This is a genomic window from Curtobacterium sp. MCPF17_011 (assembly GCF_003234145.1).
GTDB lineage: Bacteria > Actinomycetota > Actinomycetes > Actinomycetales > Microbacteriaceae > Curtobacterium.
The window spans coordinates 358,455-380,660 of the sequence record NZ_QKSK01000001.1; the positions used below are offsets into that span (position 1 = coordinate 358,455).

Annotated in this window: 23 protein-coding genes; 8 read left to right on the plus strand and 15 right to left on the minus strand. The window is 71.2% G+C overall.

Features of this window, described 5'->3' with window-relative positions:
• Positions 1–11: 11 nt before the first annotated feature.
• The 3 genes from DEJ25_RS01740 to DEJ25_RS01750 all read right to left on the minus strand — a co-directional run bounded on the left by DEJ25_RS01740 (position 12) and on the right by DEJ25_RS01750 (position 1,705).
• Positions 12–296 carry a hypothetical protein gene (locus DEJ25_RS01740; RefSeq protein ID WP_110902797.1) on the minus strand — a complete coding sequence of 95 codons (285 nt, stop codon included), beginning with the start codon at positions 294–296 and terminating at the stop codon, positions 12–14.
• Between the two features lie 257 nt (positions 297–553).
• Positions 554–1,219: an SDR family oxidoreductase gene (locus DEJ25_RS01745; RefSeq protein ID WP_110902798.1), complete on the minus strand. Its 666-nt coding sequence runs from the start codon at positions 1,217–1,219 to the stop codon at positions 554–556.
• Between the two features lie 105 nt (positions 1,220–1,324).
• The gene (locus tag DEJ25_RS01750) at positions 1,325–1,705 is read right to left on the minus strand and encodes a hypothetical protein (RefSeq protein WP_110902799.1); all 381 of its coding nucleotides are present in this window, start codon (positions 1,703–1,705) and stop codon (positions 1,325–1,327) included.
• 80 nt (positions 1,706–1,785) lie between these two features.
• Between DEJ25_RS01750 and DEJ25_RS01755 the strand changes: the two genes are divergently transcribed.
• Entirely contained in the window at positions 1,786–3,144 is a 1,359-nt protein-coding gene (locus tag DEJ25_RS01755) for a DUF2254 domain-containing protein (RefSeq protein ID WP_181427317.1), read from the plus strand.
• Between the two features lie 86 nt (positions 3,145–3,230).
• Positions 3,231–4,349, plus strand: coding sequence for a sorbosone dehydrogenase family protein (locus DEJ25_RS01760; protein WP_111043570.1), 1,119 nt, complete (start codon positions 3,231–3,233; stop codon positions 4,347–4,349).
• Between the two features lie 24 nt (positions 4,350–4,373).
• Here the strand turns inward: DEJ25_RS01760 and DEJ25_RS01765 are convergent, their stop codons facing one another.
• The 5 genes from DEJ25_RS01765 to DEJ25_RS01785 all read right to left on the minus strand — a co-directional run bounded on the left by DEJ25_RS01765 (position 4,374) and on the right by DEJ25_RS01785 (position 9,801).
• On the minus strand, positions 4,374–5,441 hold the full coding sequence (locus DEJ25_RS01765; protein ID WP_111043571.1) for an SDR family oxidoreductase: 1,068 nt from the start codon (positions 5,439–5,441) through the stop codon (positions 4,374–4,376).
• A 146-nt stretch (positions 5,442–5,587) separates the two neighbouring features.
• Positions 5,588–6,226 (minus strand): ABC transporter ATP-binding protein, encoded by a 639-nt coding sequence (locus DEJ25_RS01770; protein ID WP_111043572.1) that lies wholly within the window; start codon positions 6,224–6,226, stop codon positions 5,588–5,590.
• Positions 6,226–8,253 (minus strand): hypothetical protein, encoded by a 2,028-nt coding sequence (locus DEJ25_RS01775; protein ID WP_111043573.1) that lies wholly within the window; start codon positions 8,251–8,253, stop codon positions 6,226–6,228. Before DEJ25_RS01775 ends, DEJ25_RS01770 begins: the two co-directional genes overlap by 1 nt.
• 74 nt (positions 8,254–8,327) lie before the next feature.
• Positions 8,328–8,723: a lactococcin 972 family bacteriocin gene (locus DEJ25_RS01780; protein ID WP_111043574.1), complete on the minus strand. Its 396-nt coding sequence runs from the start codon at positions 8,721–8,723 to the stop codon at positions 8,328–8,330.
• 97 nt (positions 8,724–8,820) lie between these two features.
• Positions 8,821–9,801 carry an NAD(P)-dependent oxidoreductase gene (locus tag DEJ25_RS01785; RefSeq protein WP_111043715.1) on the minus strand — a complete coding sequence of 327 codons (981 nt, stop codon included), beginning with the start codon at positions 9,799–9,801 and terminating at the stop codon, positions 8,821–8,823.
• Positions 9,802–9,889: 88 nt separating this feature from the next.
• On the opposite strand from DEJ25_RS01785, the gene DEJ25_RS01790 reads away from it, so the two are divergent.
• Positions 9,890–10,870, plus strand: a complete 981-nt coding sequence (locus tag DEJ25_RS01790) for an aldo/keto reductase (RefSeq protein WP_111043575.1) — start codon at positions 9,890–9,892, stop codon at positions 10,868–10,870.
• A 71-nt stretch (positions 10,871–10,941) separates the two neighbouring features.
• Here the strand turns inward: DEJ25_RS01790 and DEJ25_RS01795 are convergent, their stop codons facing one another.
• From DEJ25_RS01795 to DEJ25_RS01815, 5 genes are all read right to left on the minus strand, one after another.
• Entirely contained in the window at positions 10,942–11,436 is a 495-nt protein-coding gene (locus DEJ25_RS01795; RefSeq protein WP_111043576.1) for a DUF4126 family protein, read from the minus strand.
• 57 nt (positions 11,437–11,493) lie between these two features.
• Positions 11,494–12,420, minus strand: a complete 927-nt coding sequence (locus DEJ25_RS01800) for a carbohydrate ABC transporter permease (RefSeq protein ID WP_220033148.1) — start codon at positions 12,418–12,420, stop codon at positions 11,494–11,496.
• Positions 12,417–13,400, minus strand: coding sequence for a carbohydrate ABC transporter permease (locus DEJ25_RS01805; RefSeq protein WP_111043577.1), 984 nt, complete (start codon positions 13,398–13,400; stop codon positions 12,417–12,419). Before DEJ25_RS01805 ends, DEJ25_RS01800 begins: the two co-directional genes overlap by 4 nt.
• 90 nt (positions 13,401–13,490) lie before the next feature.
• Positions 13,491–14,819 (minus strand): sugar ABC transporter substrate-binding protein, encoded by a 1,329-nt coding sequence (locus DEJ25_RS01810; RefSeq protein ID WP_110902807.1) that lies wholly within the window; start codon positions 14,817–14,819, stop codon positions 13,491–13,493.
• A 40-nt stretch (positions 14,820–14,859) separates the two neighbouring features.
• Positions 14,860–16,005, minus strand: a complete 1,146-nt coding sequence (locus tag DEJ25_RS01815) for an ROK family transcriptional regulator (RefSeq protein WP_111043578.1) — start codon at positions 16,003–16,005, stop codon at positions 14,860–14,862.
• A gap of 216 nt (positions 16,006–16,221) precedes the next feature.
• Here DEJ25_RS01815 and DEJ25_RS01820 point away from each other — a divergent pair, with 216 nt between their 5' ends.
• Positions 16,222–17,127 (plus strand): ROK family protein, encoded by a 906-nt coding sequence (locus DEJ25_RS01820; protein WP_111043579.1) that lies wholly within the window; start codon positions 16,222–16,224, stop codon positions 17,125–17,127.
• A 152-nt stretch (positions 17,128–17,279) separates the two neighbouring features.
• On the opposite strand, the gene DEJ25_RS01825 is transcribed toward DEJ25_RS01820, so the two are convergent.
• Positions 17,280–17,804 (minus strand): MarR family winged helix-turn-helix transcriptional regulator, encoded by a 525-nt coding sequence (locus DEJ25_RS01825; protein ID WP_111043580.1) that lies wholly within the window; start codon positions 17,802–17,804, stop codon positions 17,280–17,282.
• A gap of 319 nt (positions 17,805–18,123) precedes the next feature.
• Here DEJ25_RS01825 and DEJ25_RS16930 point away from each other — a divergent pair, with 319 nt between their 5' ends.
• Both DEJ25_RS16930 and DEJ25_RS01830 read left to right on the plus strand, forming a co-directional pair.
• Entirely contained in the window at positions 18,124–18,249 is a 126-nt protein-coding gene (locus DEJ25_RS16930) for a hypothetical protein (protein WP_258366233.1), read from the plus strand.
• A gap of 144 nt (positions 18,250–18,393) precedes the next feature.
• Positions 18,394–18,921: a hypothetical protein gene (locus DEJ25_RS01830; protein WP_111043581.1), complete on the plus strand. Its 528-nt coding sequence runs from the start codon at positions 18,394–18,396 to the stop codon at positions 18,919–18,921.
• 13 nt (positions 18,922–18,934) lie between these two features.
• On the opposite strand, the gene DEJ25_RS01835 is transcribed toward DEJ25_RS01830, so the two are convergent.
• Positions 18,935–19,513, minus strand: a complete 579-nt coding sequence (locus DEJ25_RS01835) for a TetR/AcrR family transcriptional regulator (RefSeq protein ID WP_110902812.1) — start codon at positions 19,511–19,513, stop codon at positions 18,935–18,937.
• A gap of 88 nt (positions 19,514–19,601) precedes the next feature.
• On the opposite strand from DEJ25_RS01835, the gene DEJ25_RS01840 reads away from it, so the two are divergent.
• A complete protein-coding gene (locus DEJ25_RS01840) occupies positions 19,602–20,483 on the plus strand; it encodes an SDR family oxidoreductase (RefSeq protein WP_111043582.1) in 882 nt (293 codons plus the stop codon).
• A 195-nt stretch (positions 20,484–20,678) separates the two neighbouring features.
• Positions 20,679–22,136 (plus strand): sugar porter family MFS transporter, encoded by a 1,458-nt coding sequence (locus DEJ25_RS01845; protein ID WP_111043583.1) that lies wholly within the window; start codon positions 20,679–20,681, stop codon positions 22,134–22,136.
• Positions 22,137–22,206: the final 70 nt, after the last annotated feature.

Sequence of the window (22,206 nt, forward strand, 5' to 3'; positions counted from 1 at the left end):
GGTCGCCGCCGCTACTCGGTGAGCTTGATGAGCAGGGGCAGGAAGAGCCCGGCGAGCCAGGAGAGCACGAGCACGGAGGCGCCGATGGCAAGGAGCCGACGGCGACGACGCTGCCTGGGGCTCTCGGCGACGCCCCAGACGCCGGCACGGACCAGCAGGCGGTTCGCCTCGCCGACCAGGCGGCGGACCTCCGGGTCCTCCATGTCGAGGTGCCCGTTCTCGGCGTGCTCCGCGATCGCGGTGGCCTCGTCGACCGTCAGCGCGGTGTCACCCGTCGCGCGGTCCCTGCGTCGCATGCGCCCACGGTAGCCCGCGGGTGCCCGGAGGGCCACCGGTGGCGCCGGGCGGCACCCGCGGCGTGCTCCCGCGGCGCGCTCCCGCGGCGCGCTCCCGCGGCGCGGTCAGGCTGCGCACAACAGGAACCGGCTCGAACCGCGGACTCCCGTGGCTCGAGCCGGTTCCTGTTGTGCGGCGGCAGTGCGCCGCGGCGCCGAGGTGGGCAGCGACGGACGGGAGGCGCGGCGCGGTCCGGCACCGCGCCTCCCGTCGGCGGTCACTCGGGCAGCGGCTCGGCGTAGGTGCGGAACTCGCCGCGCTCCGTGTGGATCGCCCACAGTCGCTCGGCGATCGACTCACCCGAGTGGTCGTCCTGGCCGTCGTCGATGCCGAACGGGATGATGAGCTGGCCGACGTGCACGTCCTCGTCGCGGACGGCGTCGTGGAGCAGCTGCGCGTAGGCGCTCTCGCCGGCGAACGCGACCGAGGTACCGGTCACGCGCGCTCCCGGGCGGACGGCACTGCCGCCGTTGACGAACAGGATCGTGCCGTGCCCGAGCGACCGCATGCCCGGCAGGACCTGGCGGACGGCGTTCACCGAGCCGTAGACGGAGAACTCGATCGGGCCGACGAGGTCTTCCGCGGTCGTCTCGAGGACCGGCCGCATGTACTCCTTCGCCGGCAGCGGGCTGTACTGCAGGACCTCGATCGGGCCGAGCTGCTCGGTGGCCTGCTCGAGCGCGTGCCGGAGCGAGTCGCCGTCCCGGACGTTCGCGGCGAACCCGGCGGCCTGGTGGCCCTGCTCACGGAGCGACGCGGCGAGTTCGTCGAGCCGCGCCTGGTTGCGGGAGATCAGGGCGACGGCGAAGCCCTCGCGGGCGAAGCGTTCCGCGACGGCGAGCCCGAGGCCCTTGCCGGCGCCGACGATGGCGATGGTGGTCATGTGTCCTCCAAGGACAGTGAGGTGGTCCTCCCACTGAACCAGGCCACCTGGTCCGGTCACTCGGGCAGGTCGAGGCCCGCGGGCGCGCCGGTGGCAGCCGGATGGTCACGGCAGCGGCCGGGAGATCGGATCGAGTCGGCATCCCTCCCCCTCGACCGCGAGGCGGCACCTCGGCGGCAGCGCCGAGATGAACTCGATCTCGAAGACCCCGGCACCCTCGATGGTCGCGGTCTCGATGTCCAGGAGGAACTCGACCTCGGCCCAGCCCGGGTTCCCCGGACCCGCCGGTGCTGGCAGCACACGCGCCGAGAAACCCGCGACCCAGGCCCGGTGCAGGACGCCCGGGAGGCTCCGCGATCGGACACGACGCGGCAGGACGACACGCATCCACATCCGGAGCACCTCCACCTGCACGGTCCGCCGCGAGCCACGACGTCCCTGGATCGAACCTCGGTCGTCCTCCGGGCGTCGATCAGCGTCGCGCATCCCGGATGGGGACCGTGAACTCCACCGGCGAGCGCGGCTCCTGCGTGCACGCCGAGGTCTCCACCCGCAGCGTGGCAGGCATGTCCCGTCCCACCTCTCCCCACCGGATCACCCGGGAGAGCGCTCGTGCGGCGCTCTGGTTCTGGCCGTCCGTCTGGGCAGGCGTCGCCGTGGTCGTGACCCTGCTGCTGCTCGTGGTGCGTCCGGGCCCGTCCGGGTGGCGCTGGCCGGGCGGGCAGGAATCCGCCGGTGTCCTGCTCCAGGTGGTCGCATCGAGCGTGATGGCCGCGACGACGGTCACGTTCTCGCTGACGGTCGTCGCGCTGCAGTTGTCGTCACAGCAGTTCTCCCCGCGGCTGCTCCGCGAGTTCGCTCGTGACCGGGTCACGCAGGCCGTGCTCGGGATCCTGCTCGCCACCTTCGTGTCCGCCCTCACCTGCGTGCTCGGGATCGGCGGCACCCGGCTCCCGGTGTTCGCCCTCGCGCTGGTCTTCGTCCTGGGGATCGCGTCCGCCGGAGCGCTCATCGCGTTCGTCGGGCACATCGTGCGGTCGCTCCGGATCGACTCACTCATGCGGGCGGTCCACGGTGAGACGGCGGCGATGATCTCGGCGACGTACCCGCCGAGGACCGACGGGAGGCCCGGGGCCAGCTCCGACGGACTCCCGGACGACCGGCGGGACCCGCGCCGATCCCTGCCGGACCGCGCGCCGGAACTCAACCTGCGGGCGCGTCGCACCGGGTTCGTCCGACGGATCGACACGGCAGCGCTGACACACGCTGCCCGGCGGGACGACGTCGTGGTGCAACTCCGGGTCAGGCCCGGGGACCACGTCACCCTCGGCGCACCGATCGCACGGATGTGGTTCCGGAGCCGCCCAGCCGACCCGTGGGACGTCGTCGAGCGCGCCCTCGAGATCGGGTACGAGCGGACGATGGAGCAGGACATCGCGTACGGGTTCCGCCAGCTCACGGACATCGGTGTGAAGGCGGTGTCCCCGGCGATCAACGACCCGGTCACCGCCGTGCACGCGATCGGCTACTGCGCCGACCTGCTCGTGCGGCTGGAAGGTGTCGTCATCCGCGACCGCCGGGTGCAGGACGGAACCGGTGTGCTGCGGCTCGTCGTCCCGGACCGGGACCGGCGGTACTGGCTCGACCTGGTCTGCGGTCCGCTCCGCCGCTACGGTTCTGCCGAGCCGATCGTCCTGGGTGCACTGCTGCGGATGCTCCGGGACTGTGCGGCCTCCACCCAGGACCCGCTCGACGGCGAGGAGTTGCTCCGGCAGGCCGACCTGGTGCTCGAACAGGCGTCGACCACGCTCGCGGCGGTCGACCTCGAGGAGCTCGCCGATCGGCACCGGCGGGTCGGTGCTGCGGTCCGGGGCGACCTCGACGCAGCGTACGACGACCGGGCCGGCGAGACGAGGTCGGTCTGATCCCGTGGCTGCTCGGAGCCGCCAGCACCCAGCGGTTCCGCACCTCCGCGGGGTGCAATCGAGGGACATCGCCCGGGAGGCTCACCATGGGAAGAACCCGTCGCACCGTCTCGGTTGCGAGCGTCGCGCTCGTCGCCCTGGCGCTGACCGCCTGCGCGAGCGAGGACGGGACCGACCCCTCGGACGCACCCCGGGCCTCCGCCCCGGCCGACCTGGCAGCTGGGCAGGTCGCACCCGACGGTGCCACGACCGACGTGGTGGCCGGACTGGAGGCCCCTTGGTCCGTCGTGCGCACCGGTGACGGTGCCGACGCCCTCGTCAGCCTGCGGGACTCGGCGGAGGTCCTCGAACTATCGGAGGACGGCGAGCGACGCACCGTCGGCACCGTCCCCGGCGTGCGACACGGTGGCGAGGGCGGGCTGCTCGGACTCGCACTGCAGGACGACGGGCTGTTCGTGTACTCGACCGGGAAGGACGGCAACCGCATCGAGCGCTACGACCTGCAGGGGTCGACGGGTTCGTACGAGCTCGGTGACGCCACGACGGTCATCGACGGGTTGCCCGCGAACTCCTTCCACGACGGAGGCCGGATCGCGTTCGGCCCGGACGGCATGCTCTACGCCAGCGTCGGCGACGCGGGGGCGAGCGAGGACGCCCAGGACCGGGACTCCCTCGCCGGCAAGATCCTCCGGCTCACCCCGGACGGCGACGTGCCCGCGGACAACCCGTTCCCGGACTCCCCCGTGTGGAGCCTCGGACACCGGAACGTGCAGGGCCTGGGGTGGAGCGCGGACGGGACGATGTTCGCCTCCGAGTTCGGGCAGGACGCCCACGACGAGCTCAACGTCATCGAACCCGGCAGCGACTACGGCTGGCCCGAGGTCGAGGGCACCGGCGGCGAGGACCAGGGGTTCGTCGACCCCGTGCAGCAATGGGCCACCGACGACGCGAGCCCGAGCGGCCTGACCGTCGTCGGTGACACCGTCTTCATCGCCAACCTGCAGGGCCGGATGCTCCGCGGGATCCCGGTCGACGACCCGAGCAGTGCGCAGGAGTACTTCGCCGGTGAGTACGGCCGCATCCGGACGGTCCTGGCAGGGCCCGACGACACGCTGTGGTTCGTCACGAACAACACCGACGGACGCGGCGACCCCCGTGAAGACGACGACCGGATCGTGCAGGTCCCGCTGACCACGGGCACGTGAGGCACCCGGCCGGGGTGCGCTCCGTCAGGGGACGAGCCGCTCCGCGCGGTAGCGGTCGAACAGCCGGGTGAACGAGTCGAGCGTCCGGTGGTGCTCGGTGAAGCCGGCGAGTCGGCTCTTCGACATGTCGGTCATCACCTCGATGTCCCGCCCGAGGTCAGCGTCGGTGTGCCACCAGGACGCCAGCCGCTCCAGGTCCGGCTCGACCAGGCCGTGCTCGGCGACGATCTCGGCCCAGACGGGGGCGGCGTCGACCATCTGCTCCTCGAAGGGGCGGGGTGCGGTGTGGAAGCCCTCGGCCTCGACGCCCAGGTGCGCAGCGAGCCGCGGCCACATCCAGCGCCAGCGGAAGACGTCGCCGTTCGCGGTGTTGAACGCCTCGTCCGACCCGGCCGGGTCCGTCGCCGCCCACACCATCTGCGCGGCGAGCAGGTCGGCGTCGGTGACGTCGGTCAGGCCGTTCCACTGCGTCTCGCTGCCGGGGAAGACCATCGGTCGGCCGGTGTGGCGGCTGATCGCAGCGGCGACGGCGATGGTGAGCCCCATGTTCATCGCGTTCCCGACCGCGTACCCGAGCACGGTGTGCGAGCGGTGCACCGACCAGGTGAAGCCCTGGCGCGCGGCGGCGGCGAAGAGCTCGTCCTCCTGCGCGTAGTAGAAGTTGTCGACCTCCAGGCGTGGCTCGTCCTCGTGGAACGGGGTGTCCGGCATCGCGCCCTGCCCGTACGCCTCGAACGGACCGAGGTAGTGCTTCAGGCCGGTCATCAGCGCCACGTGCTGCACGGGTGCGTCGGCGAGCGCCGCGAGCAGGTCGCGGACCATGCCCCCGTTGACGGCGATGTTCTCGACTTCGGTCGCCTGCCGTGACCACGCCGTGAAGAACACGTGGGTGGCCGGGACGTCCGCCAGGGTCGAGTTCAGCGACTCCGCGGAACGCAGGTCGGCGGAGCGCCAGGTGACGCCCGGCCGTTCGGCTCCCGGGCGGCGGGACAGTGCCGTGACGGTCCAGCCGTCGGCGACGAGGTGGCCGACGATCGCCGATCCGGCGATGCCGGTGGCACCGACGACGAGGGCGTGCGGGGTCGCGGTCATGCGGGTCCTTCCGGTGGAGGGCGGTGAACCGGAGACAACACCTGTCGGCTGTGTGCATTCCGTCCCGCGGGTGGTCCTCGGACGGGAGGCGCGGCGGACAGGGGTACGGACGTCACCTCCCTCGTGTGGTCGCCTCCGCGCTCGGGTCACCGTGGGTCGATCGGCCCGAACCGCAGGACGGTCGCCGCCCAGTCCTCGACTGCCGGCGCATGGGTCGCCACGATCACCGCGGCCCCGGCTGATGCGAAGTCGGCGAGCGCCTCCAGCACCATCCGCGCGTTGTCGTCGTCGAGTGCGCTCGTCGGTTCGTCGGCCAGGATGACGTCGGGCTGCTTCACGAGGAGTCGAGCGAGGGCGACGCGCTGCTGCTCGCCGCCGCTGAGGTCGTGTGCCCGGTCGCTCCCACGCCCCGCGAGTCCCACCCGCTCCAGCGCCTCGGCTACGGACGTCCGGAGTACGGTCCGTGCACGACCCGGACGGCCGATCCGGATGTTGGCGTCGACCGTCATGTCGGGGACGAGGCCGAAGTCCTGGAAGAGGTAGCCGAGGTGGTCGCGCCGGAGTCGTCTGGCTCGACCGGGGCTCCTGCCCGCGTTGGTCCCGTCGATGCGGACCGTTCCGGAGTCCAGCGAGTCGATGAGCCCGATGCAGTCGAGGAGGGTCGACTTGCCGGAGCCGCTCGGCCCGGTGAGCGCGAGCACCTCCCCGCACGCCACACCGAACGACAGGTCCCGCCAGAGCAGCCGTCCGCCACGGTGCTTCGCGGCGCGGTGGACCTCGAGCATCACGAACCACTCCCCCGGGACCGGACGACCGCCCTCGTCGAGACGGCGACCACGGCGACGGCGACCGCCGTGAGCACGACGAGCGCTGCGACTGCGGAGACTCCGCTCACGCCAGCGGCACGCGCAGCGGGATCGAGCGCCGAGACGGCTCCTGACCCGTCAGGTCGCGTCTGCCACCAGCGATGCACGACGGCGATCCCGCCGGCTGACAGCAGGAGACCCTCGACCAGCAGGAGGTCGCCGTTCACGCGAGCCGGTGGTCGACCGGCGGCGATGCCGGCGAAGAGCCGACGGCCGTGACGTCGGTGATGTGCCGCGGTACTGATCACGGCGAGGACGACGGCGACGGTGAGACCGCTGATCACCGCGAGGACCCCGATGCCGACGGCGGTGGCGGCCTGCCGTTGGCGTTCAGCCACCGCCTGCCCCACGGAGACGACCGCGCTGAACTCGTCGCCGAGACCAGCGGCCTCGATCGCATGGTCGGCGACGGCCTCGGAGGTGAAGACGACGTCGCCGGTGGACAACCAGGCACCGAGTTGGTCCGGCGTGAAGACACCGGAGGCATCGGGGACGACGACCACCACGGCGTCGGTCGACCAGGAGGCCGCCGAGGAGTCACCTGCGTACGTGTACGCCCCGGTCGATCGGAGGGCCCCGCCGCCGATGTGCCGTCGTTGCTCGTCGGGCGCCCCGCGGAGTTCCCAACCCACCAGCGCACGGATCACCGCCCTTCGGTCGAGGTCCGACCCCGGCGGGGTCCAGACGGTGATGCGGTCGTCCGTCACGGTGATGCGGTCACCGTTCTCGGCGCGGAGGTCCTGATGACGCAGGTACTCGGCGTCGACGAACAGTCCCGGCACCGAACCCGGACCGGTTCCCGTGACCACCTCGACCGCAGCGGTGAGCAGGGCATCGTGCCGGTCCAGGGCGCCGCCGACGAAGTCGCCGATCCGGTCCCAGTAGCCCTGCGTCTCGGATCCGGGCCGCGGGTCCGGGGTCACCCAGAGCTGGACGGCGTCCCCGGCTGCCTGCAGCTCGCGGTCGCCGGAGTCCGACCTGGCCGCGGCGACGGCAGCCGTCACGTCGAACACCGCGGCGACCAGCAGCAAGACCGCTGGCAGTCGAGCGGCATGTGCCACCAGGACGAGCGCGCCCGGAAGCCGAGCTCCCCGCAGGGTGGCCGCGATGGGCCGGCGAACGGCGATGAGCGTGCCGACGACGTGGGCTGCCACGACCGGGACGAGCAGCGCTGTGGTGAACACCGCGGCCGACATCGCGAACGTCTCCCACGACGTGAGCCCGTTGTGGAACCAGAGGAGGAGTCCCACGACTGGTACGCCGACCAGCACGACGGTCAGGGTCGCTCGGACCTCGGACAGCTCGGCGCACACGATCGCGCCTGCGCTGCGGCCGTGCAGTCGGCGCACCGCGGTCCGTCGCGGTGCGCCGATCGTGCCGACGAAGCAGAGCGCCACGCAGCCGAGCACGAGGGTGCCGGTGAGCTGGGACGTGCCCTGGACGCCGCCGGTCACGCCGATGCGATCCAGGACCGGCACCGTCTCGGAGCTGGTCGTGAAACCAGCACCCCGGAGTGCTGCGGCGGTCACACGCTCGGCTCCGTGGTCGCCGATGACCTCGTACGAGCCGGTGGGGTCGTAGCGGTCGAGTGCTGCCATCGGTCGCACCGCCGTGCGCACCGTCCGGGAGAAGTCGGGGTAGCCGTCACGCAACCAACCGGCCCCGTCGGTCCCCGGAGCAGCGGTCACCAGAGCAGTGCGCCGGGTGGTCGGTGCCGACCGGTCGGCGACGGTCCGGACGATCGTGGCGTGGTGTCGTCGAGCGACGTCCTCGAGGGAGACGGCGATGCGGCCGTTCGACGTCGTCCCTGTCCCGGCCGCCGCCGTCACGACCGACGAGACACCGACCACTCCGGAGTCGCTCAGTCGCAGCATGCCGAGGAAGGCGAGGACGACGGCGAGCAGGGGTGGGATGACGTAGGCGAGTCGCACTGACCGCATCCGCATGGAGTCTCCTTCCGGTCCGCGGCAGGACCGCGGCCGCGAGCGGGGCGTTCCGACGGGAACGCCCCGCTGTCCGGTCAGCAGTTGTGGTAGTACGCCTTGTTGCCGCTCCGGGCCTTGGGTGCCGTGGCGAGCGCGTACCTGTCACCTGCCACTCCGGTGACGCGCTTCGACTTCACACCGACAGCTGTGGCTCCGTGACACCGACGCTCGCGGAAGAAGTTCGACCAGGCGTCGTCCTTCCCGACACCCCACTGCCAGAAGCTCCCACCGCCACCGTCGTCCTTGCGTGCCGTGCTGACGCGGGTCTCACCGCTCGAGCCAGGACCGTCGTCCGTCATCAGGACGCCGCCCGCTTCAGATTCGTGCCCGAGTACCTCGGTCGGTGAGGCCGATGCGACGGCGGCGGGTCCGACGACGAGTGCGGACGCCAGCGCGAGTCCGACCACCAGTGCTGGTTTCTTCTTCTCCATGTCTGTTCCTCTTCCTGCCCCCCGATGGGCAGGAAGAGGCTGTCAGCACGAGAGCGACGACGTCGAGTACTTCGTATTCCAGAGGATGCGAAGCGGCTCACACGACGAGCGGCCCCGCCACCTCGACCTCGTCGTGCTCCACGAGCCACCGCACCGCGTCGAGCACGGTCTCCTCCGCCGTGTACCGCGGGGCGTACCCGAGCAGCCGTCGTGCCTTGTCGATGCTGAACACGTGGCTGCGTGAGAGGTGCTCCCAGCTGGCGTCCGCGTGCTCGGCAGCGGTGACCGCGCGGAACCGGTCCCACGTGACGGACTCGAGCCGGGCCTCCTGGCCGAACCAGGACGCGGCGAGCGCGGCGTACCCGCGGGCGGTGAGCGCGGTGGGGGCGACGACGGAGAAGTCCTCGCCTGACGCCGCATCACGGTGTTCGACGGCGAGCGCGAAGGCCTGGGCGACGTCGTCGGCGTGCACGTGGTGCATGGTCTCGGCGCCGAGGCCGGGCACGAGCAGGGGTTCCCCGGCGGAGAGCGTGCGCCAGACCGACGGGTCGAGGTTGCCGACCGGGCCGATCGGCGCCCAGCCGGGGCCGCTGATGTGGCCGGGGTGCAGCGACGTCGTCGCGAGACCCCCACGGGCGGTTTCCTCCTTGAGCATCCGGGCGATCGCGTCCTTCTCGATGCCGTACTCGCCCTGCGGCGGGGTCGCGTTCTCCTCGGTGACGGGCAGCACTGCGCTGGGTCCGGCGCGCCAGATCGAGCCGCAGTGGATCAGGTGCGCGTCGGTTCCGCGGAGCGCCGTGACGAGTGCGGTGGCGGACTCGAGGGTGAAGCAGACGAGGTCGATGACGACGTCGGGTCGCAGCGCGACGATGCGGTCGCCGAGGACGCCGTCGCGGTCCTCCTGCTCGCGGTCGGCGGTGACCTGCTCGACCTGCTGCCACTCCGGGGCGTCGACGTAGGCCGAGCGGGTGCCGCGGCTGATGGTGACGACGTCGTGGCCGGCACGCACCAGACGCGGGACGAGGAAGGTGCCGATGTGGCCGGTGGCCCCGATCACGACGACGCGCTGTCTGCTCATGCCGTCACCGTACGCGCGGCCGACCCGCAGCCACGCGCAGCGGACGATGCCGTCGTCCGCCCGGTGGTGAGGGGCTACCGTCGATCCCATGCAGCGACGCACACTGGGCCGTACCGGCCGTGAGACCTCCGTGATCGGACTGGGCACCTGGCAGTTCGGCGGTGACTGGGGTCCGGTCGCCGCGGAGGACGCCTTCGCCGTGATGGACGCCTCCGCCGAGGCCGGCATCACCCTGTTCGACACCGCCGACGTGTACGGCGACGGACGGAGCGAGCAGCTCATCGGCCGCTGGACCGCCGCGCACCCCGATGCCGGGGTCACGGTCGCCACGAAGATGGGTCGCCGCGTCGACCAGGTCCCGTCGAACTACGTCGCCGCGAACTTCCGGCAGTGGGTCGACCGGTCGCGCGAGAACCTCGGCCAGGACACGCTCGACCTCGTCCAGCTGCACTGCCCGCCGACTCCGGTGTTCGAGGACGACGCCGTGTACGACGCCCTGGACGCGCTGGTGTCCGACGGCTCGATCGCCGCGTACGGCGTCTCCGTCGAGACCGCCGACCAGGCCCTCACCGCGATCGCCCGTCCCGGGGTCGCGAGCGTCCAGGTCATCCTCAACGCGTTCCGGCTGAAGCCGCTCGACCGCGTGCTGCCCGCCGCCCGGGAGGCCGGGGTCGCGATCCTGGCACGGGTCCCGCTGGCCTCGGGGCTGCTGACCGGCAAGTACACGACCGAGACGACGTTCGCACCGGAGGACCACCGCACGTACAACCGTGACGGTCAGGCCTTCGACCAGGGCGAGACCTTCAGCGGTGTCCCGTTCGAGGACGGCGTCCGTGCCGCGCAGGAGTTCGCCGCGGCTCTGCCCGAGGGCGTCTCGGTCCCGCAGGCCGCACTGGCCTGGGTCGTCGCGCAGGAGGGGGTCACCGCCGCGATCCCGGGTGCGCGCAACGCCGAGCAGGCACGGTCGAACGCCGCGGCCGGGTCCCTCGACCTGCCCGGGGACCTCGACGCGACCGTCCACGACCTGTACGACCGGTGGTTCCGTGCCACGGTCCACGAGCGCTGGTGATCGCGACCACGGACGGACGGGAGGCCCGGCTCACCAGGTGAGTCGGGCCTCCCGTCCGTCGGGTGGTCGGCTCAGCCGGCCTTGACCACGGCGCGTGATCCGGCGATGACGGCGACGTCCTCGGCGACGGCGACCACCTTGTCGGGCAGCACGGTGCCGACGGCCTTGCGGGCGCCCCAGGCGACGTAGGAGCCGACGAGGGCCCCGATCGCGCCGAGGATCGCGCCCTCGATGCGCAGGTCCGACTTGCCGGACTTCGTCGTGGTGCCGAGCGCGAGCCCGGCGAACGCGCCCGCACCGATGCGGCCGAGGAGCGCCGGGAAGGCGATCCGGTTCGGGGTCTTCGGCAACTTGTCACCGATGATCTCGCCCGCCGCACCGGCGACGAGACCGGCGCGACCGATCGACGAGTCGAAGGTCTTCCAGTCCTGCCAGTCACCGCGCAGGTTCTTGTCGCCCTGGTGCAGGCCGAGGACGGCGAGCGGTGTGGCGGAACGGCCTCCGCTGAGGATCCCGAGCAGCAGTGCACGCGTCAGGGTGCTGGTGGTCCGGCTCTTCTTCGACATGTGTTTCGTCTCCTTCGTGTCGCCGTCGACGCTACTCAGCCCGGCTGTCCCCGAGGCTCAGCCCTTGACCGCACCCGCGGACATGCCGGAGACCAGGTTGCGCTGGATGATCATGAAGAACACCACGACCGGCAGCGAGAACAGCACGGAGGCAGCCATCTGTCCGGCGAAGTCGGTGCCGGCGGTCTGCGTCGTGAAGGACGCCAACCAGACCGGCAGCGTGTAGTGCGCCTGGTCCTGCATGAACGTGTACGCGACGATGTAGTCGTTCCACGCGGCGATGAACGCGAAGACGCTCGTCGCGATCATGCCGGGCATCACGAGCGGGAACAGCACCTTCGTCAGCACCTGCCAGGTGCTCGCGCCGTCGATGCGGGCAGCTTCCTCGATCTCCATCGGGATGGCCAGGAAGAACCCGCGCATCACCCAGATCGAGAACGGCAGCACCGCGGCGACGTAGGCCAGGATCAGCCCGGCGTAGCTGCCGGTGAGTCCGGTCTGGTTGAAGATGAGGAACTGCGGGATGAGCAGCGCGGTGCCGGGCAGCATCTGGACGAGCAGGATCACCACGAGGATGGTCCGACGTCCGCGGAACCGGAACCGGGACAGTGCCGCCGACGCCAGGATCCCGAGCACCAGCGACAGGACGACCGCCCCGACCACGACGATGCTCGAGTTCTTCAGGTAGACGAGGAAGTCGGCGCGGGTGAACGCGGTGACGAAGTTCTCCACCGTCGGGTGTGCGGGGGCGAACAGCGGGGTGCTCGTCAGTGCTTCCGACCGCGGCTTGAAGGCGGTGTTCACCATCCAGTAGACGGGGAAGATCCACACCACGCAGAAGACCACGGCGATGGTGCTGCTGATCCACCTGACCGGTCGACGACGACGGCGGATGCGCTCGGTGGCCGCGATGCCCTTCGGGGTCGGGACGGCTGCGGGGACGTCGGCCTCGACGGGGATGCCCGTCGGCAGTGCGGTGGTCACAGCTCTTCTCCCGATCGGACGAGGTTCCGGATGTAGAGGGCGCTGAGGACCATGAGGATCAGCGCGGAGATCACGGCGACCGCGGAGCCGGTGCCGATGTCGTGCCCGACGAAGGCGGTGATGTAGGTGAAGACGCCGAGGGTCGAGGTGGCACCGTCCGGGCCGCCCTGCGAGACGAGCCAGATCTGGTTGAAGACGTTGAAGTCCCAGATGATCGACAGCATCGTCACCAGCAGCAGCGTCGGCCGCAGGTACTCGATGGTGACGACGCGGTAGACCGTCCACTCGGAGCCGCCGTCGAGTCGGACGGCTTCCTTCACCTCGAGCGGGATCTGCGTCTCGGCCGCGTACAGGGTCAGTGCGATGAAGGGCACCGCCTGCCACACGACGAGCATCCAGATCGACGTGTACGCCAGACCGGCGCTGTTGCCCCAGTCGGTGTTCGTCATGTCGCCGAAGACGTGCAGCTGCGTGAGCATCCAGTTGACGACGCCGTAGCCCGGCTGGAACAACCAGTTCCACACGAGCGAGGACGCCACGTTCGGCATGCCCCACGCGCAGATGAGGACGATCGTCACGGCGTAGCGGAGGACCACCCCGAGCCGGGTCATCAGGTGGGAGACACCGGCGCCGATGAGGATGCTGCCGAGCACCATCGCCGCGGTGAACAGGATCGTGCGCACCAGGGAAGCCCAGAACGCCGGGTCGGTGAGGATCTGCACGTACTGCGCCAGGCCGACTGCGTCGTAGGCACCGGTGTAGAGCGAGCGCTGGTCGTAGTCGGTGAACGACGTGAAGACCAGGAAGACGATGGGGGCGATCGTCACGAAGACGAGCACCAGGCCCGCCGGCGTGAGGAGCCACAGCGGGGCGAACGAGCGGGTGGCGCGACGGCGGGGTGACCCACCAGGCCGGTCGTCGCGCGAGCGGGTCGGACGGTCGGTGCGCTCCTGGCTCGGGCGGGTGGCGGAGACGGTCACGTCTGGCCTTTCCGTGAGGGGCGGACGGTGCGGGTGCCGCGGCGTGTGCCGGGGTGCCCGCACCGTCCTGCGTCGGTCGAGGAGTGCGGCCTACTCCTTGTTGAGCGTGGAGTCGGCTGCCTTGTCGAAGGTCGCGGCGGCTTCCTCCGGGGTCTTCGAGCCGGAGACGATGCTCGAGAACAGGTTGTTGATGCTCTGGTCACCCTCGAGGTCGGCCCACCGGGAGTTCGCCGGGGTGGCCTTCGAGTTCAGCGCTGCCGTGAAGAAGCCCTTGTTGATGTCGCTGAGCGTCGAGTCGGCGGCCTTGATGCCGTCGGTGCTGTTCGGGATCCAGCCGTTGTCGCCGTACACGTACTTGCTCTGCATCTCCGGGCCGGACGCGATCTTCACCCACTGCAGGGCCAGGTCGGTGTTCTTCGACTTGGCGGCGACACCCCAGTCGGAGCCGCCGAGCATCACCGGCTGGGTCTTGCCGGACTTGCCCGGGAACGGGAAGGTGCCGAGCTTGTCCGCCGTCATCTCGGGGTTCGCCTGCTCGACGAGCCCGAGCGTGCCGCTGGTGCTGAGGATCGCCGAGGCCTTCTCGTCGGCGAAGACCTGGTTCATGTCGGGGCTGTCGGTGTTGAGCGTCGCGGAGGCCTTCGAGGAGTAGTCGTTCGCGAACTCCTTGAAGTCCGCCAGACCCTGCTGCGCCTTCGCGTCGCCGAAGCCGGCCTTCCAGGTGCCGTCCTGCTCGGTCGCGATCTCGCCGCCCGCGTCCCAGACGAACTGCATGCCGGCGTACCAGTACTGACCAGGCATGTAGAACGCGGAGAAGTCGCTGGCGGTGTTCTTCGCCTTGACCTTGTCGAGGTCAGCGGTGAGCTCCTCGTACGTGGTCGGGGCCGTGGTGATGCCTGCGTCGGCCCACATCTGCTTGTTGTAGATGACCGATCGGGCACCGGCGAACCCGGGGACGCCGTACAGCGAGCCGTCGACGGTCGCCGGGTCCGAGAGCCCACCGAGCCAGGTCTGCCCCTGAGCGAGGTCCTTCTTGTACGGCGTCAGGTCCAGGAGCGCCCCGTTGGCGGCGTAGCTCGCGACCTGGGTGTTGCCGAGGTCCAGGACGTCCGGCGGGGTGTTCGTCGCCAGGGCTGTGGAGATCTTCGTCGTGATGCCGTCCCACTGCTGGATCTGGACCTTGACCTTCGCGCCGGTCTTCGCCTCGAACTCCTTGTTGATCGCGGCGATCGTCTTGTCCGAGTAGTCGCCGGTCATGGCCCACACGGTCAGCGTCTTGCCGTCGCCCTTGACGTCGGCGACGTCCTTGGTCCCGCCGCCGCCCCCGCTGCCGGCGTTGCCGGCGCTGGAGCAGGCCGTCAGGCCCATGGCGAGGGTCAGGGCCACGGCAGTTGCTGCCGCGAACTTCTTCGTACGCATTGCTTCTCCTTGGTGGTCGTTCTGCTGTGTCGGTGTCGGGTCAGCTCACGCCGAGCTCCGCGGCGAGCAGGAAGGCTGCTCCGCCCCGGAGGATCAGGTCGCTGTTGGTGGAGGTTGCGGTCACGGAGAGGTCGTTGCCGACGCTCGCGAGGGTCCGTGCCGTGGCCGTCACGCGGACGGCCTGGATGAAGGGGCCCTGGACGAGGTCGGCGGGGCCGGTGACGACGATCTCGGTGATGTTCACCGCGCTGATGATGGGCGCGAGGACACCGCCGAGGGTGCTGCCGGCGGAGCGCAGGACCTCGTCGCGGTCGTCGGGCGACGCAGCGATCCGGCGGGTCAGGTGTTCGGCGCCGATGAGGACCTCGAGGCAACCGCGACGACCGCACAGGCAGGGTTCGCCGTCCTCGTCGATCGTCAGGTGTCCGATCTCACCGGCGGCGAACCGCTCGCCGAGGACCAGACGGCCACCGAGCACCATGCCCGTGCCGACACCGTGCTCGAGTGCGACGACGAGCAGGTCGTTGCCGGGCTCGACCTCGAAGGCGTGCACGCCGAGGGCCGCGGTGTTGGCGTCGTTGAGCACGTGCACGGGCAGCCGGAAGTGCTCAATGAGCTGTTCCTGCAGCGGCAGGCCGGCGCCGAGGGCCACGGAGTGCAGCACGGTGCCCGCGGCGTCGATGACCCCGGGGCAGCCGACCGCGATGCCGAGCAACCGGCGGGTGGTCATCGTGGTGAGGCGTTCCACCAGCCGGATGATGCGGACGACGGCCTGTTCCCCGGTGGCGCCGTCGACCTCGATCTTCGCGCTGTTCACGACGTCGCCGCGGAGGTTCGTGACGGCGCCGACGAAGTGGTCGGGGAGCGACAGGTCGACGACGACGATGTGGAAGGCGTCGACGTTGAGGTTGATGAGGGTCGCGGGTTTGCCGACCCGCAGGTCCTCCCGCGGGCCGAGCTCGGTGACGAGCGCGTCGGCCTCGAGCTCCGCCACGAGTCCGCTGACCGTCGGGCGGGTGAGGCCCGACTGCCGGGACAGGTCGGCGCGGCTCATGGCCCCGTCGGTGAAGAGCGTCTGCAGGATCAGCGAGCGGTTGTGGGCCCGGCTGTGCTGGGGGAGCGCCTTGCTGCGCGGGCGGCGGAGCTGCGCGCCGAAGGCGGTCTGTGCGTCCGTCTCGTTCGGCATCAGATCTCCTCCCTCCGAGCGGTTGCCTTAGTAAAGGACCGTTCCTAATCGCCTGTCAAGACCCGATCTGCAGCCGTAACAAGCGCGTGATCTGGCGGAAACAGGCGGAAGTCGCTGCTTGCCACGGATGCGTAAGGCGTGTTTACTAACCCGCATGCGCAGCCCAGACGCCGCGTCCTCGACGCCGAGGCCGGACACCCCGACGACCGGTTCCCGATGAGGATCGGCCTGGACATCGGCGGGACGAAGATCGACGCCGTCGCGGTCGCTCCGACCGGGGAGACCGTCGACCGGGTGCGCGTGCCGACCGGCTTCGGTGCCGAGACGGTGGTCGCGAACACGCTGCAGGTGATCGACTCGCTGCGGGCACGGACCGGCACGACACCGACCGCGGTCGGCATCGGGATCCCCGGGCTCATCGACCACGAGACCGGCTGGGTCCGCCACGCGGTGAACCTCGGGCTGTCCGAGGTCGCGCTCGGCCCGCGCGTCGCCGAGCACGTCGGGCTGCCCGTGCAGGTGGAGAACGACGTCAACGTCGCGGCACTCGGCGCGGCGCAGGCGATGCACCTCGACGGCCCCCACGCCTACCTCAACATCGGCACGGGGTTGGCCGCCGGCATCGTCGTGGACCGCCGGCTCTGGCGCGGAGCCCGCGGGAACGCCGGCGAGGTCGGCCACATCCCGGTGCTCGCCGACGGCCCCGTGTGTGTGTGCGGGCAGCGCGGCTGCCTGGAGACCGTCGCGTCCGGCTCGGCACTCGCCACCGCCTGGCCCGGGCACCCGGGCAGCACCGCCACGAGCGTGTTCGACAGTGCGGATGACGGCGACCCGGCGGCGACCGCCGTACGGGACCGCTTCGTCGGCGGCGTCGCCTCGGCCGTCCGGATCCTCGTGGTCACCGCCGACGTCGAGTCCGTCGTCATCGGCGGTGGGCTCGCCGCCCTCGGCCAGCGCCTCCTCCTGCCCCTGCGTGCGGACTTCGACGAGGCCGCACGCTCCTCCCCCTTCGTCGCGTCGCTCGGCCTGTCGTCACGCGTGCTCCTCGCGCCCCTCGACCAGCCGCTCGCCGCACTCGGCGCCGCTTTCCTGGCTCCCGAGTCAGCCGTGACGGCCGCCTGACGCGAGGGGCGGGACCCGGCCGAGCCGGGCCTCCCGTCGCGTCGAGTCGGGGACAGTGGCGGGCGGGGCGCGTGTACTTGCCCGCGAAAGCGACAGATCAGCGCGGACCGCACGCGCACATCTGTCGCTTTCGCGGGGTGGATCGAGCAGCGTCAGCCGGCGTCGTCGGGCACGACGTCGCCGGTCGCTGCGTCCTCCATGGCAGCGGTCATCTCCTCGAAGAACGCGCCCATCTCCGTGAGGGTCGTGGCTGACAGCCGGTCCGCCGCTGCGATCATCCGGGCGTGGACCCCGGTCAGGTGCGACCGGACGATGTCGTCGCCGCTGTCGGTGGCGACGAGCACGAACCCGCGACCGTCGCTCGGGTCGGCGCGGCGTTCGACGTGGCCAGCGGCGACGAGTCGCTTCACCAGGGCCGTGGTCGACGCGGTCGTGATCCCGAGGTGCTCCGCCAGGCCGGTCGGCTTCACCACGGTGCCGCGCTGCCGGGCCTGGAGCAGGTGGCGGACGGCGGCCATGTCGGTCGGGCCGAGCTGCATGGTGTCGCGGGTGCGCTGCCGCATGGCGACCTCGGCGGACCGGTAGCGGCGCATCGCGTTGAGGAGTCCCACGCCGGTCTTCGTCGAGCGGTCGGGGTACCAGTACCCGGAGTCGTCGTAGGTCCTCGCGTCGGCCATGGGGTCCCACCTCGTCCTCGGCCACTGGGCGCAGCCGATCCCCCAGGACTACCAGCACGGCGGGTTGGCGGGTCCAGCGCCTCCGCGGACTTGTCCCCCGGTCGCCCGGCCGGTCCTGCCACGGCGAGACGCCCCCGTCTGTGCGGAACGCCCCGGGACCGCCGAGACGCCGCAGGGATCGGCGGCGTCCCGGCACGATCGCGGCGTCTCGCCGGGACACGGGCGTCTCCGCTGGACGTACCCCGTGAACCACACCGGAGCGGGAATGCGCGCAGGGCTGCGCGTGTACAGATCATCACCTCGACGAAAGGAGTCCGCCGTGATCGACGACGACCGCACCCCAGGCCAGCGCACCGACGTGGCCCAGCACCCGCAGTTCCGACTGCAGGACGACGAACCGACGGGCTTCGGCCGCTGGCTCGGACTCATCAACGCCGGAGACTGACCTCTCCGGGCGCGACCACGACACAGACGCGCGACCACGACACAGACGGGAGGCCCGTCACCGGTCCACGAGACCGGTGACGGGCCTCCTGTGTGTTGTCCCGGCGACCGGCGGCACGTCCGCTGACGCGCGTACGGTCGGAGCGTGCACGGCATCGGTGAGGTCGACGAAGCCGGGCGGCTCCGGCTGCTCGGCAGCGCGGCGGCTGGTGCGGGCTTCGCGCTCGTGTTCACCATGCTCGTCCTGTCGTCGTTCCAGACCGCGACCCCGCAGGTGCTCGTGACCGTCGGACTGCCCGCAGCCCTGGTCGGTGCCGCGGTCGCCGGCTGGTTGCAGCTGCGGTCGTGGCGGGTCGACGGCGGCTACGAGAACGTCGTGATGGTCCAGCGCTGGGTGACCGAACGGCACGTGCCGAGCGGGGTGCCCGCCGAGATCTGGGTCCCGCGACTGCAGGCCCAGGCCGACCAGCAGACCGCAGGATGGGGCAAGATCGTGCTCGCTGTGTTCTGGAGTGCGATGACCTGGTCGATGCGCGACCAGCACGGCACCGTGATCACACTGCTGCTGCTCGGGCTGTGGGCCGGCCTCGCGCTGTGGAGTGCGCTGTGGGTGATCCCGCGCTCTCGGGTGGCACGCGACATGCTGCGGCAGGGCGTCGTCGCCCGCGACTGAGTCGTGGCTGCGATCAGCCGAGGGCCGCCGTCGCGGCCCGGAGCTCCTGCAGGACCTCGAGCGCGTGGCGTGCCAGCCCGTCGTCGTCGCTCCGCTCGCCCTCTGACCAGCGGGCGTAGCCCTGCTTGAACGCCAGTACCCCCATCTCACTGGCCAGGTGGGCCGTCGTCTCGGGCACCCCGCGTTCGAGCAGCGCCGTGGTCATCGCGGCCGCCATGCCGACGCTCTTCAACGCGTCGCGCTCCTGCAGTTCGGTGCTCGCCGCGACGGCGGCCTTCAGTCGTGGCCCGAGTTCGCGGTTCCGGGGACCCATCTCGCCGGAGGCCCGCTCGAGTCCGGCGGCGACGGCCTCCAGGGGGCTCGCGTCGGCCGGGGCCCCGGTGATCCCTTCGGCGAGCAGGCGGCTCAGGGTCTCCTGCCCGGCGACGAGCAGCTCGCGCTTGTCGGGGAAGTGCCGGAAGAAGGTGCTCTTCGTGACACCGGCACGCTCGGCGATCTCCGTCACGGTCGTCGCGTCGTAGCCCTGCTCAGTGAACAGGTCGACGGCGGCGATGACGAGTCGATCCCGTGCCCCTGGTTCCCATCGCGCCATGGTCCGATCCTAGCCGATGAGACAATTGTCCCATCGCGGGTCTACAGTGACGGTACACATGTCCCATCACTCGACTCGAGGAGTCCCCATGCACGTCTTCGTCACCGGTGGCACCGGCACGATCGGCACCGCCGTCGTCGCCGAGCTGCTCGCCCACGGCCACACCGTCCTCGGGCTCGCCCGCTCGGATGCCTCCGCCACCGCCCTCGAGACCGCCGGTGCCGAGGCCCTGCGCGGCTCCCTCACCGATCTCGACGTCTTGCGTGACGGCGCCACCCGCACCGACGGGGTCATCAGCCTCGCGTTCAGCCGCGACTACGGCAGCGCCGACGCACTCGAGCAGGGACTGACCGAGGAACGTGAGGCGATGGCGACCCTCGGTGCCGCACTGATCGGGACGGACAAGCCGCTCGTCACCGTCTCGGGCACCCCGCAGGTGAACGGGCGTGCCTCGACCGAGGCCGACCCGCTGCCGATCGAGGGGCCGGTCGCGAGCCGCGCGGTCGCCGTCAACGACCTGCTCGCACTGTCGTCGCAGGGCGTCCGCACCTCCGCCGTCCGGATGCCCCGCACGGTCCACGAGGACGGGCAGGGCGGGTTCGCCGGGCTGCTCACCCAGGCCGCGCGGAAGACCGGGGTCGCCGGGTACCCGGGTGACGGCCAGCAGCGCTGGCCCGCCGTGCACGCCCGCGACGCCGCTGCGCTCTTCCGGCTCGCGCTCGAGTCCGCACCCGGCGGCACCGCATGGCACGCCGTCGCCGACGAGGGTGACCGGGTCGTCGACATCGCGACCGTGGTCGGTCGTCGCCTCGGTCTGCCGGTCGAGTCCGTGCCGGACGACACGTTCGGGCCGTTCGGGCCGATCTTCGCCATGGACCAGCCGTCGTCCAGCGTGCACACCCGGCAGGCGCTCGGGTGGGAGCCGACGCACCCGTCCCTACTCGAGGACCTCGAGGCGCTGCAGCCCTGACGGACCGCGCACGACGACGGACGGGAGGCGCTCCATCAGCTGGTGGGGAGCCTCCCGTCCGTCCACCCGCCACTGCGCTGCCCGGACGTGCACGGCACGGCGCGATCCGTACAAGCTCCTCGTCCACTCGCCCCACCCCGTCTACCGTGACCGCCGGTCCGGCGCGTGCCGGACGCGGCGAGGTGGAGGGCGCAGATGACGAACACGACGAGCACCGAGGACCAGGTCGCCGGTGTCCCTCCGACGGTCCCGGACGACGACGGCGGTGCGGAGCAGGCCCGCACCACGCGGCACCACGTCACGCGCGTCGCGTTCATCGCCGCACTCGGCGGGTTGCTCTACGGGTACGACACCGGCGTGATCTCGGGCACCCTCATCGAGATCGGCAAGGAGTTCTCGATCGGCTCGGCCGTCAAGGAGTTCATCACCGCGTCCATCCTCGTCGGCGCGATCCTGGGCGCCTTCCTGACCGGTCCGGTCTCAGCGCGGATCGGCCGACGCCGCACGATCCTGCTCATCGCCGCGGTCTTCATCCTCGGCGTCCTGTTCGCCGCGGTGTCGCCCAGCCCGGTGTTCCTCGTGCTCAGCCGGCTCTTCCTCGGCCTGGCGGTGGGCGGGTCGACGCAGACGATCCCGACGTACATCGCCGAGATCGCGCCGGGGTCGCGGCGCGGGAGCCTGGTGACGGTGTTCAACTGCGCGATCGGCGTCGGGATCCTGGCCGCGGCGCTCGTCGGGGTGACGCTCAACGGTGTCGTGTCATGGCGGTTCATGATCGGCGTCGCCGCGGCCCCCGCGATCGTGCTGCTGCTCGGGATGCTGCGGTTGCCGGAGAGCCCGCGGTGGTTCGTCTCCCAGGACCGCGTCGGGCCGGCACGCCAGGTGCTGCGATGGCTGCGGCCGACCCACCGCGCAGCCGAGGACGAACTCGACGAGATCCGGCGACTCGACGACGCCGAACCGGACTCGCGCTCGGGGCAGTGGGCGCAGCTCCGGAAGCCCTGGGTCCGTCCCGCGCTCGTGGCGGGCCTGATCGTGGCCGCGTTCACACAGCTGACCGGCCTCGAGATGATGATCTACTACACGCCGACGATCCTGACGGACGCGGGCTTCCCGCACGTCTACTCGCTCTGGGCCAACGTCGGCGTCGGGGTCGTCTACCTGCTGATGACCTTCGTCGGGTCGCGGATCGTCGACCGGGTCGGCCGCCGACGGCTGACGCTCGTCATGCTGCCGGGAGCCGCACTGAGCATCGGTGCCTTCGGCGTGCTGTTCTTCGTGCAGGGCGGCAAGCCCTCCCCCGTGCTGACGATCGTGCTGATCCTGCTGTTCATGTTCTTCCAAGCCGGCGGCATCCAGGTCGTCGGATGGCTGATCGGCTCCGAGATGTACCCGCTGCGGGTGCGTGCCGCGGCGACGAGCCTGCACGCGATGGTGCTGTGGGGTGCCGACCTGCTCGTGACCTCGACGGCACTGACGCTGACCGGGTGGATCGGGCTCGGCGGCACGATGCTCGTCTACGCAGCCCTCAACGTGCTCGGGTGGGTACTCGTGTTCCTGCGGGTGCCGGAGACGAAGGGGCGCTCGCTCGAGCAGATCGAACAGTCGCTGCGTGACGGGACGTTCCTGCCGCGGTCGTCGAAGCGGTCCTGACCGACGCACCACGAGACGGACGGGAGGCCCGGTGTCAGCTGCACCGGGCCTCCCGTCCGTCAGGTGGTCG